This window comes from Acinetobacter sp. ANC_7654 (genome assembly GCF_056779855.1).
Window position 1 is genome coordinate 1 of the sequence record NZ_JBWYIR010000006.1, and the last position, 18,348, is coordinate 18,348.

Below are 18,348 nucleotides of genomic sequence, written 5' to 3' on the forward strand. Positions count from 1 at the left end.
GTTCAGTTGTACCTGTGATTTCTGGTGTTGTATCGTTTGTATCCGCAATTGGATCAATCGTTACATCGGTATCAGATGGTGCAGTTGTATCAACTTTAAATGAGCCATTAGATGTCGCTTCACCAACGTTACCAGCTTTATCTTTCGCTTCAGCTTTAACTGTATATTCACCTTCTGGTAGTGCTTCAGTCGGTGTATACGACCAGTTACCTTCAGGATCTACAGTCGCATCACCTGTTGCTACAGGGTTGCCATCTTTGTCTAAGATTTCAACTTTTACTGTTGCGCCTGGTTCAGTCTTACCATTAATTTCAGGAGTTGTATCACTAGTATCTTCTAGAGGATCGATTGTAATTTCCGGATCGATTGTATCAACTTCAACCGTAGTTTTAGCAGGTTGACTTACATTTCCTACCGCATCACGAGCTGAAGCCTCGACACTATATGTACCATCTGGTAACGCTTTAGATGGCTTATATGTCCAGCTACCATCGGCTGCAACATTCACAACTGCAGATTGAACAACCTTGCCAGCCGCATCCTTGATTTCAACACGTACTTGTGTTGCACCATCTTCAGTTTTACCTTTAAAGGTAGGCGCATCAATGTTCGTAAGTGGTAACTCTTCAATCGTTACTTTAGGTGGAGTAATATCCACAGTAAAGCTTGAAGTAGCGACTTTACTATTACCAGCCGCGTCATATGCTGTTGCTTCTAGTTTATAGTCACCTTCAGCTAATGTTACAGGTGATTTAAACTGCCATTTACCGTTGGTCACTGTAGCAGGACCTTCTGCGATAATCTTACCTGAACTATCGCGAATCACTACTTTTACGCTCTCACTATCTTTAGTGGTTCCCGTAAATGTAGGAGTTTGATTTTTAGTTGTAGTCACTGGATTATTCTCCGATTCCGAAAGAGTATTTGCGATTGCAGCGATTGCAAAAGTTGATTGATTCGTTGCTGTATCCCAACCCTCAGGTTCAGGATCAGTAGGGATTGGATCGATGTCTATGTCTGGAGGAGTTAAGTCAACATTGAATTCCTGTTTTTCTTCTTCACCTTTATTTCCTGATTTATCAATAGGCGTTACGATAACTTCGTATTTACCTTCATCAAGGTTTTTCTCAGGTGTATATTCCCATTTGCCATCTTTATCAACAGGAACAGTTTCTTTATCAACCACGTTCCCATCTTTATCTTTAATTTCTATTTCAACATTAGATTCTGGCTCACCTTCACCTGATAATTTAGGTGTTTCTGAGTTTGTTTCACCCTTATTTCCAATTTCATCAATAGTGATGTCTGATGGTGGGACAGTATCAAGCGTGATTGTCTTAATCGGTGATTTATCACTTTCTTGACCACTTACAGTTTGTGTGACAGAAAGCTCATAGATACCATCTTTTAAATCTTGATCAGGTGTAAAACTCCAATCACCATTAGACAATGCAACCGTCTCACCAATTAGTTCATCGCCATTATAGATTTTGATGATTGCACCAGGTTGAGCTCCAGAACCTTTGATTTCTGGACGAGCATCATTTGTTACACCACCATCAGCAACTTCACCGATATGCTCTGGCACATCATCAATGACGATTGGTGCATTTAATAATGCACTTGGCTTTGGCTGAGGCGTAGGATTAGAGTCAGAACCATTATCTGCGACTGCTGCAATTGCACCAGCTGCACCAGCACCAATTAACCAAGGGAGAATACCACCGATAAAATCATCGGAATAAAGAAGAGGTTCGATTTCTTCGATTGGGTAATACAGAATTGTTTCTGCAATTGAGCCATCTTCATTGGTAAATTTAACCCAATAAAGTTGACCACTTTCATCTTGGAATACGAGGCTGTTATCAGCAAATGAAGGATTGAAATAGTTTTCAATCACAATCACTTCACCATTACGCAAATTGATTAGAGCATTATTATTATCACGAGTGATTGAAGCTACATCATCTTTAGATACTTGAACGACAACTACAGAGTTTTCGTTAAGCCCCACTTGACTAGAGTTGACATTCTCTAATACCTGATGACTCTCTTTAGATATTACGGAGATATTAGCCATGGTAAATTCTCACTTATAAATTTTATTTTTATCGATCTTTCTACATCTAAGATACAAAAAAGATAGACACTATTATCTATAAGTGAGATTTATATCACATTTTTAAGATTTAATGCGAATAGATTTTGCGTCTTTTATCAGCTTTTTGTAACCGCTCATCCACAATCAAAATATATCTTTTATTTACAAATACTTATGACATAAGAATTAATATTTTTACTTACTTTTAGGATATTTCAGGTCACCAAATTTCAAAGGCTTACTTATCATAATTTCTGCTATATTTAGCTTAACTACATACGGTAACTTGCTCACCTAACATTTTAATGTTAGTAAACTAGTATACTTTTCATTTTATATTGAAAATTAATACTTACTTTTTAGTAAGTTAAGAAATAAAATTTGCTTTAAATATGATGTAATTTTCACATTTTAATTTTATATTTCATCGATAAAATTCTGCGTAACTGAATAAAATATTTAAACAATATCACTGTTATCTTCTGCATTGATCATGCTTAATTCATAAAAAAAAGAGCAAGCACTATCATGCTTGCTTCAATTAAATATAATTTTTTTAGAAATTTTCTGGATTTTCTAACTTCTTCACCTCTTCAGCTTTAGCGGGATGATGGACGATTGCCACACCATCATCAGAAGTCCGATCTAATATCACTTCAGGATTATAAATCGTAATAATCTCATTACCTTTACTATCTTCACCAACAATATATTTAAATCCTTTACGATTAAGCTTATTACATAATCGCTGATATATTCCCTTTAAGCCCTCTTTTTCCTCATTAGGGTTGTAATAGAAAGCATTCATGACTGCTGGCAAACCTAAACCACATACTACGCCCGATAATAAAACAACAATAAAAGTATAACCAATCAAGATACTACTGTATTGCCTTAACTCTGGGACATTAGCAACCGCAAGAATTAGAGCCAATGAAATCCCCCCTCTTACTCCCCCCCATGATAAAATTGCTAGGCTACCGTTATAGCTTTTCTTACGAAACGATGGGAAGAATGCAAAAGCCAGAAAGTTCGCAGCAAAACGTGAAATATGTAAAATTACAAATGCGATAATACCGCCAAGTATCATGCTGGCATTAAGATCAAGAATAAACAGCTCTAAACCAATTAAAGTAAATAAAAAAGAATTAATGATACCTTCAACTGTATGCCAAAAGTGATTTACTTCTTGGATTTCACGATTTTGTAAAATTTCTTTCCATTTATTACCAACAATAAGTCCACCAATCACACATGCGATTGGTGCTGATGCATGAGCAAATAAAGCAACCAAATATGAACCACAAGCCAGTAAAGCTGTCGTTAGGATTAATGATTCCATTTCATGCTTCCCGCGAAGCAATCGTAAAATCCCCCAACCAAATACCAAACCAATAATTACAGCTACCACAATTTCATAAAGGAGTGTTTGTAGTGTCAGCAACAGACTAAAATGCTCGCCTTCAAGCACATTCAACAATGTCATAAATACAGCGATACACATTGCATCATTGAACAGTGATTCACCCTCCAATTTCACCATTAAATGATGTGGTGCACGTACAGAACTGAGTACCCCTTTGATTCCGATTGGATCTGTAGCCCCTAAAGCAGAACCGAGTAATAAAAGTACGAGTATTGGTACAGGGTTACCAATCAAATATTGAAATCCAAATAATAATCCACCAAACAATGCTGCACACAAAACCAGAGCAATAGTGGCAAGAATACTAATTGGCTTCCAATACACTTTTAGATCAGACACTTTAAATTTCAATGCCGACGATGTAAGAATGAAGCAAATAACACCATTTACGAGAAAATCATAAAAATCAATATGACGGACTGCTTCTTCAATATTTGCCAAATTAATGGTGATAAAACGATTATCCCCTAATAAATTGGCAGCCCATTGCAGAATAAAGACAAAAATTGCTGAAACAATTGGCACCCCTATCGCTTGGGGAAAACCTAGAATTCGTTTATTGAATATGGTTGTGGCAATTGAGAGGGCAAAAACCACTGTAAATACTTGGAGAAAAAAAAAGTTGCCCATTTTGCACTCTATGATATGTTTTATTTAAATGAGATCATTTAAATTTTAAATGAAAAAACTATAGCCATTTATTTATTTTATATAAAGAATGTTTACTCGCAATCCCTTTTTTTTAAAGATGTGTAGCCTTCCTAATAAATTATTCCATTAGCAGGCTACATGTATTAACTTTGCAAAAAAATCAATCGATTCTGCTTGGTAGATTTAGATTGAGGTATTGAATGTATCACATTGGTTCACATCACCTGTTTTCATGCCACGATCGAACCAATACATTCTTTGTTGGCTTGTGCCGTGGGTAAAGCTATCAGGAACCACATGTCCTCTAGCCTTTTTCTGAAGATAATCATCACCAATCTTATGCGCCGCATCCATTGCCTCTTCAACATCACCTTGCTCCAAGAATTGAGTTCGTTGATGTGTATCTTTTGCCCACACACCAGCTAGACAATCAGCTTGCAATTCCAAACGGACTGATAATTGGTTCCCTTGAGCTTCAGTAGCTCGTTGTCTAGCTTGTTGGACTTGAGTTGAAATACCTAAAAGATTTTGAATATGATGTCCGACTTCATGCGCAATCACATAAGCTTGTGCAAAGTCACCAGCAGCATTTTGTGTAGATAATTCTGATTGATTTCGTTCACCCGATATACCCATTTGCTGACGCATATCTTTAAAAAAATCAGTATCAATATAGATTTTTTGGTCTGCAGGACAATAAAATGGCCCCATCGCTGACTGGGCTGTACCACAGCCTGAATTGACTACACCACTAAACATCACTAGTTTCGGTGCTTGGTATTGCATTCCCTGTTTTTGAAAAACGGTGGTCCATGTATCTTCAGTATCAGCGAGTACCGTACCAACAAATGCCGCTGTTTCTTGTTGCTCGGGTGTTGGGTTTTCAATCCCTATCGCTTGTTGCTGATTGTTAGAAGTCACTTGTTTAGTTGCCTGATAGGCTTGTTGTGGATCAACCCCAAAAAATTTCCAAGCAACAAATGCAACAACTAAACCGAGAATACTAATTCCACCAGCTTTAGCCCCACCGCCTCCACGGCGATCTTCTAAATTACTACTTACTCTCCGGCCTTTCCAACGCATAATCTCAGCCCTTTTTAATCATATAACTTCATATAATACGTTATTTCATCAAACTCTAAACTTTTCTAGCGTTCCATAGTTTTTGTATTCCTGAAACAACGACCAAAACGATAAGTCCTGCAATAAAACCTATGACAAAGTTTAAGAGCGTCGGGGTTAAAGCACCGATGATACTGCCTATATTTGGAATATGTTCAATATAATCGACGGAATCTTCAGTAAAATGATGAAATAATGGGATGGTATGATTAATAATACCACCACCAACCAAGAACATCGCGATTGTTCCGACAATGGTTAGTGTCTTCATAAGTTTAGGCGCAAAAGCAAGTAAGCCCTGACCAATTCTCTGTTTCAATGTAGACGTTTGTTTGACGAGATAAAATCCCAAATCATCAATTTTAACAATCATAGCAACTAAACCATAAACACCAATCGTCATTAAAATTGCGATGACTGACAAGACTGCAACCTTTATTCCAAAAGTAGCTGCTGCAACTGTACCCAATGAAATCACGATAATTTCAGCAGATAAAATAAAGTCTGTTCGTATCGCGCCTTTGATTTTATCTTTCTCAAAAGTTGCTAGATCTACATTTAAGTTTTCGAGTTCTTTTTCGGCCTGTTCAGATGTTTTAGCTTTTTTATGGTGTAATGAGTGAATTACTTTTTCTACACCTTCATAACATAAAAATAATCCACCTAACATCAATAAAGGATTTATAAGCCAAGGTGCAATCACACTAATTAATAATGCTAATGGAACCAAAATTAATTTATTAACAAATGAGCCTTTTGCAACAGACCAAACGACAGGCAATTCACGGTCGGCTTTCACACCACTAACTTGTTGAGCATTGAGTGCCAAGTCATCACCCAATACACCGGCCGTTTTTTTTGCAGCCATTTTACTCATCAGCGCAACATCATCAAGAATGGTGGCTATATCATCTAATAGCACCAATAAACTATTTGCCATTATTGTTATCCTTCTTTGTTTTTTGGAATTTTATTCTTCTATTTCAATTTATTCTGTATCAACATTATTAATACTATCTCAAATAAGGCGTTTTTAATTCGATTCTTTCGATGCTTTATGCTGACATAAAAAAAAATAATGCCGTACAATATTGCGAAATTTTAAAAATTCAGCCCTAGTGTTGATGACTTTGGTATAGAAAATGAGTAATCAAGATAATCGCCCTGTTATTTTGACAGGTGACCGTCCAACTGGACAACTTCATTTAGGCCACTTTGTCGGTTCTTTACGTTCACGAGTAGGTTTGCAAGATTCCCATCACCAACATCTATTATTGGCTGATGCACAAGCTTTTACAGACAATGCTGATAACTTCGAAAAAGTTAGACGTAATATTATTGAAGTTGCAACTGACTATCTCGCTGTTGGGATCGACCCGACAAAAACAACAATTTGCGTTCAATCAAGCTTGCCAGCTTTGAATGAGCTGACCATGCTTTATTTAAACTTTGTCACAGTTTCAAGACTAGAACGAAATCCTACGATTAAGTCTGAAATACAAATGCGTGGGTTCGAGCGTGACATCCCAGCTGGATTCTTATGCTATCCAGTTGCTCAAGCAGCTGATATCACTGCTTTTAAAGCATCGATTGTGCCCGTAGGTGAAGACCAAATTCCAATGATTGAACAAACAAATGAAATTGTTCGTCGTTTAAATCGTCAGATTGGGCAAGAGCTTTTGCCTGAATGTAAAGCTTTGCTATCGAATGTTGGTCGATTACCAGGATTTGATGGTAAAGCTAAAATGTCTAAATCATTGGGCAATACAATTGTTTTAGATGCTTCTGATAAAGACATTAAAAAAGCTGTAAATGCTATGTATACAGATCCTAACCATCTTCGTATTGAAGATCCAGGTCAGGTGGAAGGTAATGTTGTATTTACTTATTTAGATGCTTTTGATCCAAATCCAGAAGAAGTAGCAGAGCTTAAAGATCACTATCGTCGTGGTGGTTTAGGTGATGGTACAGTCAAAAAACGCCTTGAAGGTGTTTTAAAAGAGTTGATCACGCCTATTCGTGAACGTCGTATGGAGCTTGCTAAGGATCCTGATTATATTATGGATATCTTAAAAACTGGTACAGACAAGTGTCGTGATATTACGCAAGCAACATTGGATGAAGTCAAAGCTGGATTAGGTGTTTTTAAATTTTAATCCCCAAAAAATAAGCACACTTAAAGCCGCATCACATTGCGGCTTTTTTTATGGCTATTTATTAACCTAATTAAAATTAACCTTCAATTAAACTTATTAACGTAATCTTACACGTTTTAACCCGACTACCAATGAGTTGCTAAATGAAATTGAATATCATTTAATTACTGTTATGAATACCCCCAAAATTCATAACATTTCTCCTTAACCGAAACTGTGTAAGCAGATTCGTTGTTCTGCGCAGTGATCACCCCAATCACTGCGTATTTTTTTATGTTGAATCCATTCAAAATGAAATCAATATTATATAATTGATAATTAGGTCACTTTATTTTATTATTTTGATTAAAATTTGTTAAAAATTCTAATATCTATAAGAGACTACCCATGTGGGACATGTTTATAAATCCGTCGAACCTATTCTTCAGTATTAGTATCTGCTTGATGTTTTTTATAGGCATTCTTGAAGTCTTTCTATTAATAACAGGTCTCAGTAGTCAAGGATTTTTAGAGCAATTTCTACCTAGTTCATTAGATTCTTCTCCTGAAATGATCGTTGACCATCAATCTAGTATTTGGATGCAATTTTTAGATTGGCTTTATCTTGGACGTATTCCTGTATTAATTTGGCTGATCATCTTTCTCACGACCTTTTCAATTGTTGGCTTCTTAGCCCAATCTATCATCCATCATGTATTTGGATCATTTTTAACAGTCTGGCTCATTACTCCACTGGTTCTTGTGGTCTGTATGCCATTCGTACGTCTATTCTCAAAATGGATAGCAAAGATCATCCCTAAAGATGAAACCACAGCAATTCATAGCGACGATTTAATTGGACTTCGAGCAGAAATCGTTTTAGGCACTGCTCGACTGCACTATCCTGCGCAAGCAAAACTCAAAGATCGCTTTGGTCAAACACATTACATTTTAGTCGAACCTGAAGCTGACGAAATATTCGTACAAGGTCAGCAAGTCTTACTTACACAACGTAGTCTCAAAGGCTTTCAAGCCATTTCACAATAAATCAACTTAGAGAAAAAAATGTTTAGTTCAAGTTTTTATCAAATTATTATAATTGCAGGACTTATTCTCATTGCGCTGGTTGTCATCGGAACCATTATTGCAAGACTATATAAACGCTCAAGCAAGGAAGTTTCATTTGTCAGAACTGGTTTTGGTGGGGAAAAAGTTATATTGGGAGGTGGTGCAATTGTACTTCCTGTTTTACATGAAGTCATTCCTGTCAATATGAATACCCTTCGCTTAGAAGTTAAACGTGCAGCTGATCAAGCCTTGATTACGCGTGATCGAATGCGTGTAGATGTGATGGCTGAGTTCTATGTTCGTGTTAAGCCAACAGCTGAATCGATTGCTACCGCGGCACAAACTTTGGGTCAAAAAACCATGTCACCAAATGAATTAAAAGATTTGGTTGAAGGTAAATTTGTAGATTCCCTGCGTGCAGTAGCAGCAGAAATGGCTATGGAAGAGTTACATGAAAAACGTGTCGACTTCGTTCAGAAAGTTCAACAAGTTGTTTCAGAAGATCTGTTCAAAAATGGTTTAGAACTCGAAACTGTATCTTTAACAGGTCTTGATCAGACCAGCTTTAAATTTTTTAATCCACAAAATGCATTTGATGCAGAAGGTTTAACAAAATTAACAGAAACTATTGAAGATCGTCGAAAAAAACGTAACGATATTGAACAAGATGCTGACTTAGCCATTAAAGCGAAAAATTTAGAAGCTGAACAAGCACGCCTTCAAATCCTGCGTGAAGAAGAATACGCAAAGATGCAACAAGAGCGTGAAATTTCGATTCGAAAAGCTGAACAACTTGCTGAAATTGCAACACAAGAAGCTGCCAAAAAGCGTGAGGCAGAAGAAGCCCAAATCGCTGCAGAACGTGAAATTGAATTAAAACGTATTTCAGCTGCACGTGATGTCGAAAATCAAAATATTCAAAAAGCACAAATTATTGAACAAGCGCAAGTAGAACAAAAGAAAACCATTGAACTTGCGGAACAAGATCGCGCAATCGCGATTGCCGAGAAATCTCGTGCTGAATCTGAAGCCAAAGCACTTGCTGACCAAGCCCGTGCGCAAGCAGTGAAAGCCGAGGAAGAAGTTGTGACTGTTCGTGAAACACAGCGAGCTGAGCGTATTAAAGCGGTTGAACTTGTTGCTGCAAAACAGGCTGCAGAAACTGATGCTATTTCAATTACTGTGGCTGCCGAGGCATCAAAACAAGCTGCTGTAGATGAGGCTGAAGCTGTGCGTACTGCGGCTGAAGCAGAAGCAGAAAAAGTTCGCCTAAAAGCTAAAGGTGAAGCTGATGCTAAAATTTTATTGGCTCAAGCTTTAGAAAAACAATACCAAGTCGATGCTGAAGGGACACGCGCAGTCAATGAAGCAAATAATATCTTGTCGAGTGAACAAGTTGAGATGCAAATTCGTTTGGCACTTTTGAAGTATTTGCCTGAAATCATCCGTGAAAGTGTTAAACCAATGGAAAATATTGATGATATCAAGATATTACAAGTGAATGGTCTTGCTGGCATTACTGGCGCCACAACTTCAGCTGATCAATCAGATCAATCACAATCCGTTGCACTTTCAGATCAAGTGGTGAATAGCGCACTCAGATATCGTTCGCAAGCCCCTCTTATTGACAGCTTAATGAGTGAACTCGGTATTCAGGGTGGAGACATCAACGGTCTAACACAAAACCTAAAACCTAAAACCAATTAATAATAAAAGCCCTGATTTTCAGGGCTTTTATTCGCTTTACTGCTAGCTATTGCTGTTCTTATTATTTTTAAGATAACAAATATTATTTTAGGATTGATCAGTTTTCCTTATCCGACGATCTCATGCATTTTTCTTTTACTCCTGCTTTAGCAATTGATGCAGTCACCTTATGACGTTATGTATCTTTATTCTAGGCGCAATTTTTGCTGGATTTATTCAAGGTCTCACAGGTTTTGCCTTCGCTCTTATTGCGATGTCTTTTTGGGTATGGATTCTACCGCCTCAGATCACCGCCCCCTTGGTCGTTTGTGCATCACTATGGTGTCATATCATTTCAATGTATAAAGAACCAAGAACCTTTATAAAGCCCTCTATCGTTTGGGTCTATATTATCGCTGGCTTAATTGGGGTACCTTTGGGTACTTTTTTGCTTCATTATATCAATGCAGACACGTTCAAATTACTACTTGGGATATTTTTATTAATTTGGTGTCCACTCATGTTTTTTAATCCGCAACTACATTGCTTAAAAGATACCGAACTCAGGATGGACGGCTTGATTGGTTTTTTGGGTGGAATTTTAGGTGGGCTCGGTGGATTCTGTGGTGCAATTCCCTCAGCTTGGGTGATGCTAAAACAACTTCCTAAACATGAGCAACGCAACATTCTTCGACATTTTAATTTCGCCATTCAACTGTTTACTTTGCTCATCTATTTATTTAACCAGACCATTAACGTAAATCACTTGTCCTATTTGTGGATTTTGATCTTCACGGTCAGCCTACCAGCGATCATTGGAGCAAAAATTTTTTATCAAATATCTGAGCAAAAATTTAAGTCGATTGTCTTAACTTTATTGTTTTTTTCAGGCTTTATTTTAACCTTAAACGCAATTTTCTTGTATTAAAAAAGGCAGATTGTTCTGCCTTCTCCATATATTAACTGTTGTGTGAATATCGTTGGTCAACACTAAATTTTTCGGGGAATTTAGCTGAAATCTTTGAATAAAATTCCATAATTTCTGCCATATCCACTTCTATATCTCCAGTAGGATAAATAATTTTACCTACACCGCATTTTTTTTGACTGTAATCCATATATGCTAAAGCGATTGGGACATTCGCTGTAATTGCCACATGGTAAAAACCCGTTTTCCATTTTTCTTGTTTTGACCTTGTTCCCTCGGGCGTCACCAACATGACCAATTTTGGATGATCTTTAAAAAGATCTGCCATTAATTGCACCATGCTTGGTCTTTCCTCTCCCTCTTTCTTTGGTCGGCGATTAATTCCGATCCCTCCCATAGCCCGGACAAAAGGACCAAATGGAAACTTCATATAGCTGTCTTTAATTGTAATTCTGACATTTACACCTAAAGCTTTGAGCGCTAATCGCGCGTATAAAGCATCCCAGTTACTGGTGTGTGGTGCAGCAATCATGACACATTGGTCTAAATCTAAGGGCCAATGGTTATCAATTTCCCAACCTAATGCATTTAAACTCTGTTCAGCAAATTTTTCAAACATATAAATATACAAATGTAAATTTTCGGGATTGTAACAGCTTTGGCATTACTTTTATTCAAAATATGTATTAGGTTTTACTACCGCTGTTTTTCTATCTATACATCAATTAAATTGGCTCATGTATTTAGTTAAATAATTTCATTAACAATAAAAAAACCCTGCTTACGCAGGGTTTTTTTGAATTAGTTCAGTGCCTTATGCAGAGAATTGGTTCATTGTATTTTTCGCATCGTCACCCGCTTTAAGCGCGTTGTCGCCAGCGAAGATTTCTTTATGGTCATCACCGATGTCTGAACCAGCCATTGCTTGATGTTTAACACAAGCGATACCACCACGGATTTCTTTACGTTGTACACCAGCAACATAAGCCAACATACCTTCAGAACCGAAGTAACCTTCTGCAAGCTCATGTGTAGAAAGCGCAGCAGTGTGGTAAGTCGGAAGTGTAATCAAGTGATGGAATACACCTGCTTCACGAGAAGCATCAGCTTGGAACGTACGGATCTTAGCATCAGCATCAGCAGCTAATTCAGTATTGTCATACTCAGCGCTCATTAACTTAGCACGGTCGTAAGCAGATACGTCTTTACCTTCAGCAACCCAACGGTCGTAAGCTTGTTGACGGAAGTTTAACGTCCAGTTGAATGATGGTGAGTTGTTATAAACAAGTTTTGCATTTGGCACAACTTCACGTACACGGTTCACCATGTGAGCGATTTCTTCAACGTTTGGCGTTGCAGTTTCGATCCAAAGAAGGTCAGCACCGTTCTGTAAACTTGTTACACAGTCAAGTACAACACGGTCAATTTGAGTACCTTCACGGAATTGATATAGACCAGAAGCTAAACGCTTAGGACGGTGTAATTTACCATCACGTTTGATTAGGATTTCGTCTTCTTGCGCTTCTGAAATATCAATTTCAGTAGTGTCTAAGTAGCTGATGTATTGAGAAGCGATATCGCCTGGCTCTTTAACCACTGGGATTTTTTGAGTCAAGTCAGCGCCTTCAGAGTCAGTACGTGCAACGATGATACCGTCGTCAAGACCCATTTCTAAGAATGCATAGCGAAGTGCATGGATTTTCGCAATGAAGTCTTCGTGTGGAACAGTTACTTTACCTGCTTGGTGACCACATTGTTTCGCGTCAGAAACTTGGTTTTCGATTTGAAGTGCACATGCACCCGCTTCGATCATTTTCTTTGCAAGTAAGTAAGTTGCTTCTTCGTTACCGAAACCAGCATCGATGTCGGCAATAATTGGCACAACGTGAGTTTGGAAGTTGTCGATTTGTGAAGTGATTTCAGCAGCTTTAGCAGTATCACCCGCTTCTTGCGCTTTTTTAAGTGCACGGAATAAGTCGTTTAATTCTTTTGCGTCTGCTTGACGTAAGAATGTGTAGATTTCTTCGATCAATGCAGGAACTGAAGTTTTTTCGTGCATAGATTGGTCAGGAAGTGGACCAAACTCAGAACGAAGTGCAGCAACCATCCAACCAGAAAGGTAGATGTAACGGCGTTCAGTAGTGCCGAAGTATTTTTTGTTCGCAATCATTTTTTGTTGTGCGATGAAACCATGCCAGCAACCCAAAGATTGAGTATATTTGCTAGAATCAGCATCATAAGCAGCCATATCACGACGCATAATCGCAGCTGTGTATTTCGCAATATCTAAACCAGTTTTGAAACGGTTTTGAAGTTGCATACGTGCAGCATCTTCAGGACTGATGTCTGCCCAAGTGTTGCCGAATTTTGCTTTTAATTCGCGGATTGCATCAATCGCTGTTTGGTATGTAGTCATGATATTTTACCCTGTATATAATTTTAGGATTTATCAATCGAAGGACTAAATCTACTCGGTATTAATTGTTCAGATTTAGAGCGCTTCGTTGCTATGGACTTAGCTTAGATTGACTCTAGAAATTAATCCAATATTTTCGTTTAATTCTCAGTATTTATTTAAAAAATATGTAGATTAAAGTCGTAATATAAATGAAATACCATTCAATAAATTATTGATTTTAATAAAATTTATAAAATAAGTATTTGTACACTTTTAACACAATTTGAGTAATTCTTATTCATTAGACTTAAGTATCAAGCTCACAATTACGTTTATTTTTTCTTCAAACATCTTTAGATTTTACCCTTCAATTGACTTTTTTGACAGAGCATCATTAATAAACTGTTAGTTTTAAATGAATATTTTTTAAACTGTGAACCATATTGATGGAATCAACAATAAAGCATTTAAATTGAGATAAACCTAAAAACAATTTAGAACATAGCATGGTAATTTCAAAAACAACTAAAGCCCTATTTCTTAAATAAATGTATAGGTACTGCCTTATGACAAAAATAACGTAAATTTGATGAATATATGTTAAATTCTGCTGAAAAAATCAGCATAAAAACACACAAACCTAAGCGCTTATGGCATAATTCTCCACGATTTCAAAAATTTATTTTCGGTATTTTTTTTATGAATCTTGAGCGGGTTGATCTCAATCTCTTAATTTACTTAGATGTTCTTTTGCGAGAGAAGAATGTTACACGTGCAGCAGAACAATTGGGTGTTACTCAGCCTGCAATGAGTAATATTTTACGTCGTCTTCGTAACTTATTTAATGATCCGCTTTTAATTCGCTCTTCTGAAGGAATGACTCCTACAGAAAGGGCTTTAGAACTACAGCCTCGTATTCGTGATGCCCTTTCTGATCTATCTATGATCTTAGAACCACGAACAGAATTTAGACCTTATACGTCAAATCGTGTTTTCCGCATCATGACTTCAGATTATGCTGAAGCGACACTTGTGCCTCGCTTAGTTAAGGCTCTGCGTTCAGAAGCACCAAATGTTGTTTTAGATTTTCTAACACCGAGTGATGTATCTTATCGTGATATGGAACAAGGTAAAGTTGATCTTGCCATCAACCGTTTCAACGAAATACCACAAAGTTTTCATCAGGTTCTGGTGTGGCGTGACAGCTTTTCATGCTTACTGAATAATAAGCATCCTGCCGTAAATAATTTGAATCTAAAAAGTTATCTAGATGCGCAACATATCTGGGTTTCTAAAACTGGGATGGGGGTAGGATTTGGTGTTAACCCAGAGAAACAAGCCGGTTTAGGTTGGATTGATCAAGCTTTAGAGCGTATTGGTCAAAAACGCAAAATTTCGGTATTTACACGTCATTATCAAATGCCAGGTTTATTAGCGTCTAATGTTGATCTCATTGCGACATTACCGACGAAAATCGCTCGCCTACAAGCTAAAAGTCAAAACTTGATGCTCAAAGACCCTCCATTTTACATTCCTGAATTTGAACTCAAAATGGCGTGGTGCCCTCTATTACATCATCATCCTGCTCATCGTTGGTTACGTCAGTTGATTTTATATGTTGCTCGTCAAATGACTGAGGAAGAAAATCGTGAATTTCTTTCAAATAACAATACCCACTTCTCACAATTTTGATTGAGTAGAGCTGATTTAAATCAATACTTTAAAATTTTTTACTCAATAACTATGATATTGAGGTAGTGTAAAAATTCACTACCTCTATGTTTTTTGTGATAAAACTTTCCTCATAAATAATTTAAAAACAAAGGTGTTCGTGTGAGCCTCTTTCAGAATTTCGTGATCATTATGATTTTGATTGCTGGAGCTGGATTCTTATCATTAAGTGAAATCGCACTTGCAGGATCACGTAAAGTGAAACTGAAAATTTTGGCTGAGTCTGGTGATGATCGTGCACAAAAGGTGCTTACGCTTCAAGAGAATTCAGCTGATTTCTTTGCTGCCTCGCAAATCGGCTTAAATGCTATTGCAATTTTGGGGGGGATTTTAGGTGAAGCTGCATTTAGACCTTATTTTGTGATTTTGGTCGATCGTTTCTATGATGGTCCTTGGTCACAATCAATTGGTTTTGCATTATCATTTACTTTAGTGACATCACTGTTTATTTTATTTGCTGATCTTATGCCTAAACGATTGGCAATGATTGCACCTGAAAAAATCGCTGTCTCTTTAATTAATCCTATTCAGGTATTCATTACTGTTTGTCGTCCATTAGCTTGGTTTATTAATGCAATTGCCAACCTCTTATTCCGTTTATTCAAAGTAAATACTACTCGTGATGATAATATTACTTTTGATGATATTTCCGCGGTAATGGATGCAGGGGCACAAGCAGGTGTCTTACAAAAACAAGAACATCACTTTATTGAAAATGTATTTGAACTTGAAGAACGAAATGTTCCTTCGAGCATGACTACACGTGAAAACGTAGTTTTCTTTACCATCAATGAATCAGAAGAAAGTATTCGTCAAAAACTGGCTGAATTTCCCTATTCAAAATATTTAGTCTGCAATGAAAATATTGATCAAGTGATTGGCTATGTTGATGCTAAAGATATCTTGATTCGTATTTTAAATAATCAAAAATTTAATCAGTTGAATGAATCCACTATCCGTAATGTATTAACGATTCCAGATACACTTACACTATCAGAATTACTTGATCGCTTCAGATCTAGTAAAGAAAAGTTTGCCGTAGTCATCAATGAATATGCCTTGGTGGTTGGTGTTATTACCCTATCTGATATTATGATTACCGTGATGGGTGACTGGGTTACGCCAACGGATGAAGATCTTCAAATTATCAAGCGGGATGATCATTCTTGGCTGATTGAAGGCAGTACACCTATTGAAGATGTCAAGCATGCATTAGAAATTGATGAAATGCCTGATGATGAAAACTATGAAACTTTAGCTGGGTTTATGATGTTTAAACTTCGTAAGATTCCACGTCCTGCTGATAGTGTAGTATTTAATGGTTATAAATTTGAGGTGGTCGATGTTGACCATTTTAAAATTGACCAACTACTCGTGACCAGATTACTTGATGAAAAAGCAGAATTAGAATCAACTGTTGAATAAGACACTATCCACCACTCAGGTGGATTTTTTATTCAGTTTATCTAATTAAACTTGAGATTTTTCGCCTTCAAAAATTATTAAAATTAGAATTTATACTCAATTTTTACTACAACTACCACACTTAAAAATCATTTTTAATGTCTCCAATCACAAAATATAAATTTTAAACTTATGAATTTTAACTACTATTTTTTATAAAAATTATGGTTATTTTAATATTTTCTAAACAATATTTAGTTTAATCATAAATTTCTCTAAGATGGTCGGCGTTTTCGAAGATAACAAATACTGTAATAGAAACAATATTGATTAAAACGCTAATCTAAGGATAGATCCATGTTGACCTTGCTTGGTTTGGGCATGATTTTGTGCTTTATGTACCTCATTATGTCTAGACGTATGACTCCCCTCGTCGCACTCACGCTTATTCCCGTTCTTTTTGCGCTAATTGCATATGGATTAGGTTTTTTTGTAGATAGTTTGAACCATATTCAACTTAATGAACTTGGTGAAATGATGTTAGATGGTGTTAAAAAGTTAGCACCTACCGGCGTCATGTTGCTATTTGCTATCTTGTATTTTGCCATCATGATTGATACAGGTTTATTCGATCCATCAGTGAAATTTATTCTCAGATTGGTAAAAGGTGATCCCCTCAAAGTAGTATTAGGTACGATTACCTTAACATTGATCGTGTCTTTAGATGGTGATGGCTCTACCACTTATATGATCTGTGTTGCTGCCATGTTACCGCTTTACAAGCGATTAGGCATGAGCCCTTTAATTATGGCCTGTCTCATGATGTTAGCCAGTGGAATCATGAATTTAACGCCATGGGGTGGACCTACTGCACGTGCGGCAAGTGCACTCCATGTAGATCCTAGCGATGTGTTTGTTCCTATGATTTTACCGATGCTGTTCGCCATTGGTTGGTTGTACTTTTTAGGAACCATGTATGGCCGAATGGAGCGAAAAAGATTAGGCATCATGGAATTGGATATTAGCCATGGCGACAATATTCAAATTTCATCAAACCCAGAGGCAAATCGAGCGCATTTGAGATGGTTCAATGGATTATTGACTCTTGCACTGATGGCCAGCCTAGTCATGGGTATTTTGCCTATGCCTATTTTATTTATGATTGCATTGTGTATTGCTTTAGTCGTGAACTATCGTGATATTGATATGCAAAAAAGCCTAGTCGCTCATCATGCTGGTAGTGCTTTAAATGTCGTTGGTATTATTTTTGCCGCTGGTATTTTTACAGGTTTACTCACTGGCACGGGTATGGTTGATGCCATGTCAAAAGAGTTAGTAGCGATTATTCCAGATAGTATGGGTCCATATTTGGCACCAATCACAGCCGTTTTAAGCATGCCTTTAACGTTCTTTATGTCAAATGATGCTTTTTACTATGGTGTTCTGCCCATCTTATCTGAAGCTGCAGCACATTATGGCATCTCTCCTGTGGAAATGGCACGTGCATCGATTGTTGGTCAACCCGTTCATCTGCTCTCACCCTTAGTTCCATCTACCTTTTTACTCTGCGGGCTTGCTGGGATTGAGTTTGGTCAACACCAAAAATTTACCATTAAATGGGCGATTATTACGTGCTTAGTGATGCTTGCAAGTGGATTAATATTTGGGATGTTCCCATTCTATTCTGCTATTTAATTG

Annotated in this window: 13 protein-coding genes; 7 read left to right on the forward strand and 6 right to left on the reverse strand. The window is 37.1% G+C overall.

All coding sequences use genetic code 11. The annotated features are described in order from the left end of the window. From AC1M86_RS07945 to AC1M86_RS07960, 4 genes are all read right to left on the reverse strand, one after another. A partial coding sequence (locus AC1M86_RS07945; RefSeq protein WP_481607700.1) for an Ig-like domain-containing protein occupies nt 1-2,080 on the reverse strand: 2,080 nt, incomplete at its 3' end. A 577-nt stretch (nt 2,081-2,657) separates the two neighbouring features. Continuing rightward, nucleotides 2,658-4,157 carry a cation:proton antiporter gene (locus AC1M86_RS07950; RefSeq protein ID WP_179998547.1) on the reverse strand — a complete coding sequence of 500 codons (1,500 nt, stop codon included), beginning with the start codon at nt 4,155-4,157 and terminating at the stop codon, nt 2,658-2,660. A gap of 204 nt (nt 4,158-4,361) precedes the next feature. Next, the gene (gene ypfJ / locus AC1M86_RS07955) at nt 4,362-5,261 is read right to left on the reverse strand and encodes a KPN_02809 family neutral zinc metallopeptidase (protein ID WP_092767025.1); all 900 of its coding nucleotides are present in this window, start codon (nt 5,259-5,261) and stop codon (nt 4,362-4,364) included. Between the two features lie 55 nt (nt 5,262-5,316). Then, nucleotides 5,317-6,240: a DUF808 domain-containing protein gene (locus AC1M86_RS07960; RefSeq protein ID WP_481607701.1), complete on the reverse strand. Its 924-nt coding sequence runs from the start codon at nt 6,238-6,240 to the stop codon at nt 5,317-5,319. Nucleotides 6,241-6,442: 202 nt separating this feature from the next. On the opposite strand from AC1M86_RS07960, the gene trpS reads away from it, so the two are divergent. From trpS to AC1M86_RS07980, 4 genes are all read left to right on the forward strand, one after another. Beyond that, nucleotides 6,443-7,456, forward strand: a complete 1,014-nt coding sequence (gene trpS, locus AC1M86_RS07965) for a tryptophan--tRNA ligase (protein WP_092767023.1) — start codon at nt 6,443-6,445, stop codon at nt 7,454-7,456. A 387-nt stretch (nt 7,457-7,843) separates the two neighbouring features. After that, complete coding sequence (locus AC1M86_RS07970; protein WP_481607702.1) at nt 7,844-8,482, forward strand: YqiJ family protein; 639 nt, start codon at nt 7,844-7,846, stop codon at nt 8,480-8,482. Between the two features lie 18 nt (nt 8,483-8,500). After that, complete coding sequence (locus tag AC1M86_RS07975) at nt 8,501-10,210, forward strand: flotillin family protein (RefSeq protein WP_481607703.1); 1,710 nt, start codon at nt 8,501-8,503, stop codon at nt 10,208-10,210. A 169-nt stretch (nt 10,211-10,379) separates the two neighbouring features. After that, nucleotides 10,380-11,117: a sulfite exporter TauE/SafE family protein gene (locus AC1M86_RS07980; RefSeq protein ID WP_481607704.1), complete on the forward strand. Its 738-nt coding sequence runs from the start codon at nt 10,380-10,382 to the stop codon at nt 11,115-11,117. 31 nt (nt 11,118-11,148) lie between these two features. On the opposite strand, the gene AC1M86_RS07985 is transcribed toward AC1M86_RS07980, so the two are convergent. Next, nucleotides 11,149-11,736 carry a 1-acyl-sn-glycerol-3-phosphate acyltransferase gene (locus AC1M86_RS07985; RefSeq protein WP_180028109.1) on the reverse strand — a complete coding sequence of 196 codons (588 nt, stop codon included), beginning with the start codon at nt 11,734-11,736 and terminating at the stop codon, nt 11,149-11,151. Nucleotides 11,737-11,931: 195 nt separating this feature from the next. Then, nucleotides 11,932-13,533, reverse strand: a complete 1,602-nt coding sequence (locus AC1M86_RS07990) for an isocitrate lyase (protein ID WP_035267987.1) — start codon at nt 13,531-13,533, stop codon at nt 11,932-11,934. Between the two features lie 681 nt (nt 13,534-14,214). On the opposite strand from AC1M86_RS07990, the gene AC1M86_RS07995 reads away from it, so the two are divergent. The 3 genes from AC1M86_RS07995 (at nt 14,215) to AC1M86_RS08005 (ending at nt 18,345) form a co-directional block, all read left to right on the forward strand. Beyond that, nucleotides 14,215-15,207 carry a LysR family transcriptional regulator gene (locus AC1M86_RS07995; RefSeq protein ID WP_035268043.1) on the forward strand — a complete coding sequence of 331 codons (993 nt, stop codon included), beginning with the start codon at nt 14,215-14,217 and terminating at the stop codon, nt 15,205-15,207. 141 nt (nt 15,208-15,348) lie between these two features. Beyond that, nucleotides 15,349-16,671, forward strand: coding sequence for a polyamine export protein PaeA (gene paeA / locus AC1M86_RS08000; protein WP_035267989.1), 1,323 nt, complete (start codon nt 15,349-15,351; stop codon nt 16,669-16,671). 336 nt (nt 16,672-17,007) lie between these two features. Further along, entirely contained in the window at nt 17,008-18,345 is a 1,338-nt protein-coding gene (locus AC1M86_RS08005) for a CitMHS family transporter (protein ID WP_092767019.1), read from the forward strand. The last annotated feature ends 3 nt before the right edge of the window (nt 18,346-18,348 follow it).

Coding starts and splice junctions, on each gene's coding strand:
- AC1M86_RS07950 (WP_179998547.1), bottom strand. CDS start 4,157: ATGGGCAACTTTTTTTTTCTCCAAGTATTTACAGTGGTTTTTGCCCTC.
- ypfJ (WP_092767025.1), bottom strand. CDS start 5,261: ATGCGTTGGAAAGGCCGGAGAGTAAGTAGTAATTTAGAAGATCGCCGT.
- AC1M86_RS07960 (WP_481607701.1), bottom strand. CDS start 6,240: ATGGCAAATAGTTTATTGGTGCTATTAGATGATATAGCCACCATTCTT.
- trpS (WP_092767023.1), top strand. CDS start 6,443: ATGAGTAATCAAGATAATCGCCCTGTTATTTTGACAGGTGACCGTCCA.
- AC1M86_RS07970 (WP_481607702.1), top strand. CDS start 7,844: ATGTGGGACATGTTTATAAATCCGTCGAACCTATTCTTCAGTATTAGT.
- AC1M86_RS07975 (WP_481607703.1), top strand. CDS start 8,501: ATGTTTAGTTCAAGTTTTTATCAAATTATTATAATTGCAGGACTTATT.
- AC1M86_RS07980 (WP_481607704.1), top strand. CDS start 10,380: ATGACGTTATGTATCTTTATTCTAGGCGCAATTTTTGCTGGATTTATT.
- AC1M86_RS07985 (WP_180028109.1), bottom strand. CDS start 11,736: ATGTTTGAAAAATTTGCTGAACAGAGTTTAAATGCATTAGGTTGGGAA.
- AC1M86_RS07990 (WP_035267987.1), bottom strand. CDS start 13,533: ATGACTACATACCAAACAGCGATTGATGCAATCCGCGAATTAAAAGCA.
- AC1M86_RS07995 (WP_035268043.1), top strand. CDS start 14,215: ATGAATCTTGAGCGGGTTGATCTCAATCTCTTAATTTACTTAGATGTT.
- AC1M86_RS08005 (WP_092767019.1), top strand. CDS start 17,008: ATGTTGACCTTGCTTGGTTTGGGCATGATTTTGTGCTTTATGTACCTC.